This is a genomic window from Candidatus Babeliales bacterium (assembly GCA_019749895.1).
Lineage (GTDB): Bacteria > Babelota > Babeliae > Babelales > RVW-14 > AaIE-18.
This window is the reverse complement of the sequence record JAIEPG010000007.1, coordinates 1-2,619: the sequence shown is the minus strand read 5'-3', so window position 1 is coordinate 2,619 and position 2,619 is coordinate 1. Positions and strand designations below refer to the sequence as shown.

Below are 2,619 nucleotides of genomic sequence, written 5' to 3'. Positions count from 1 at the left end.
CAAAAGCTTAATGGCGTGCATATCGCTGGTAATCATGAAGCGCTTGTTGAGCAAGGTCACTTGGTCAGTTTTTGGGTAGATAATATCCACCCACATGATTTGGCAACGTATCTTGCAAGCCACAACATTGCTCTGCGAGCAGGGCACCACTGCGCACAACCACTAGCACAACTTTTAGGCGTGGCAGCACTGTTACGTATCAGCTTTGGCATGTACAACACGCACGAAGATGTTGAACATTGCCTTAAACATCTGGCAGACGGCATACAATTTTTTAGATCATTAAAAAGATAACGTTTATGAATATGTACCAAGAAGAATTACTCGATCATTTTAAATATCCGCGCAACAATATACCGCTAGAAAGCCCTACTTTTTCATCGGACAAAAAAAACCCGTCGTGTGGCGACGTTATGCATATTGAAGGCACACTGGCTGGCAACGTGCTTACGCAGGTCGCTTTTCAAGGTAGTGGCTGTGTGATTAGCCAAGCAACCGCTTCAATGCTAACCGAACAATCTTTACACAAGACAACTGAGCAAATTCTTGCATTAACCGAGCAGGATATTCTTGATTTAATTGGCATAGAGCTGGGGCCCGTGCGCATTAAATGTGCACTCCTTTCACTGCAAGCACTTCAAGAAGGAATTAGTGGGTATCTCAACCAACTCAAAGGATAAGCGTATGATTATTATCAAGCCAACGTCTCAAAATTTTTGGGACAACCAAGCAGACAGTTACATTTTTTTCGTTAATGAATCTTTAGAAACCGAATCTGATAACGCTAACTTTACCAAAATTGAAGAATATTATCCGCACGTTAAAGCGGTACTTAAAAAGCACAACTTTGAAGGCAAGCAAGGCCAATCATATGTTTTAACCGCCATGCAAAACGACCGCTTGGTTGAGTTCATTTTTATGGGCCTTGGTAAACACACAAAAAGCTGGGATGTTGAATTAGAAAAATTACGCCGCACCCTTGGCAGCGCTATCTTGTTGCTCAAAAAGCATGGCCTGCGTTCAGCGGTTATGGGCCTACCTGAGGCAAAGCCGTACACCATCGGGAATGCAGAATTAATGAAGCAACTCGTAGTTACCGCACACATGGCAGACTACGAATTTATGATCTACAAAACTAAAGAGCCTAAAAAAGATTGGTCTTGCACTATCAGCGTTGTTGTTGATGCAAACGAAGAACAGGCGTTGGCAGCAAGCGTAAAACAGGGCGACATTATGGGCGAGGCTATTAACCAAGCGCGCCACTGGGCCGACACCCCAGCAAACGTGATGACGCCAACCGCACTGGCAGACGAAGCAGAAAAAATTGCTAAGCAACACAACCTCAAATGCACCATCTTTGGACGCGAGCAAGCTGAAAAGCTGGGCATGGGGGCGTGGATGGCCGTTGATGCGGGTTCTGATCAACCGGGCAAATTTGTAGTTCTTGAATACAAAGCCCAATCAAAAGACAAACCAACAATAGCCTTGTTGGGCAAAGGCGTTATGTTTGATAGCGGCGGCATCAGCTTAAAAGGGTCCGATTATATGACCGGCATGAAGTACGATATGTCTGGTGCAGCAGCCGTTATTGCCTCCATGAAAATTTTTGCACAGCTCAACCCCGACATTAACGTGGTAGGCCTTACGCCGTTGGTTGAAAATATGCCAAGCGGCAAGGCATCACGCCAAGACGATATTGTTACCGCCATGAACGGCAAAACTATTGAGATTCAAAATACCGACGCTGAAGGCCGTTTAATCCTTTCCGACACTATGTGCTATGCCGAAAAATTTTATAACCCCGACGTTATGATCGACATTGCAACGCTCACCGGCGCTTGCTTGTTTGCGCTGGGCTACTTCTACACCGGCCTCATGACGCAAGACGAAGAGCTGATGCGCGTGCTGCCAGAAATTGGTAAAAAGACCGGCGACCGCGTGTGGCCATTGCCGCTTGATGATGACTTTAAACCTGCTAACAACTCATTAGTTGCCGACCTTTCAAACTCAGGCAGCCGCAGCTACAAAGCCGGCACCATCACCGCAGCCTGCTTTTTGAGCGAGTTTGTAAGCAAGGCACGTTGGGCGCATCTTGATATTGCAGGAACGGCAGACGGTGTGCCTGGAAACATTAGCTATCTGGGCAAAACTTCAGCAGGAGCAGGGATTAGACTCTTGGTAGATTTTGTACTTAATTTTAAGAAATGAAGCGCATAAGCGCGAAATTCTTCGAAGCAAAAACCCTTCTGGCGAAGTAGAATAGTTAAAAAACAAAGATTAGGGCAAAAAACCTTTGACTTGAAGTTGTTTTTACTCTAATCTTTGTTCATCTGTTTTTTACGGCAGTAAGGGGCGAATAGCTCAGTTGGTTAGAGCATCTGCCTTACAAGCAGGGGGTCGCAGGTTCGAATCCTGCTTCGCCCACCAACCTACGCTCTTCGTGCTTATGCACTCGTAGCTTCGGTTGGCAGGCCATCCTCTCTAATGAGGTCATAGGAAAAGCACCTAGAAAGCCAAAAAACAGAGCGTCTTCTGAAATGCATTCCCCGATAGCTCAGTTGGTAGAGCACACGACTGTTAATCGTTAGGTCGCAGGTTCGAGTCCTGCTCGGGGAGCCA

3 protein-coding genes and 2 tRNA genes are annotated in these 2,619 nt (G+C 46.1%); all 5 read left to right on the top strand.

From position 1 onward, the window contains the following. Positions 1 to 294: aminotransferase class V-fold PLP-dependent enzyme (locus K2W90_05500; GenBank protein MBY0353792.1), on the top strand; the 294-nt coding region annotated here is incomplete at its 5' end. A 5-nt stretch (positions 295 to 299) separates the two neighbouring features. Further along, on the top strand, positions 300 to 680 hold the full coding sequence (locus tag K2W90_05495; GenBank protein ID MBY0353791.1) for an iron-sulfur cluster assembly scaffold protein: 381 nt from the start codon (positions 300 to 302) through the stop codon (positions 678 to 680). A 4-nt stretch (positions 681 to 684) separates the two neighbouring features. Beyond that, positions 685 to 2,208: a leucyl aminopeptidase gene (locus tag K2W90_05490; protein MBY0353790.1), complete on the top strand. Its 1,524-nt coding sequence runs from the start codon at positions 685 to 687 to the stop codon at positions 2,206 to 2,208. Positions 2,209 to 2,350: 142 nt separating this feature from the next. Continuing rightward, a tRNA-Val gene (locus K2W90_05485) sits at positions 2,351 to 2,427 on the top strand. A gap of 116 nt (positions 2,428 to 2,543) precedes the next feature. Next, positions 2,544 to 2,619: transfer RNA gene (locus tag K2W90_05480), tRNA-Asn, on the top strand.

Excerpts from the sequence above, each read along its gene's own strand:
- K2W90_05495 (MBY0353791.1), top strand. The coding sequence starts at position 300 with ATGAATATGTACCAAGAAGAATTACTCGATCATTTTAAATATCCGCGC.
- K2W90_05490 (MBY0353790.1), top strand. The coding sequence starts at position 685 with ATGATTATTATCAAGCCAACGTCTCAAAATTTTTGGGACAACCAAGCA.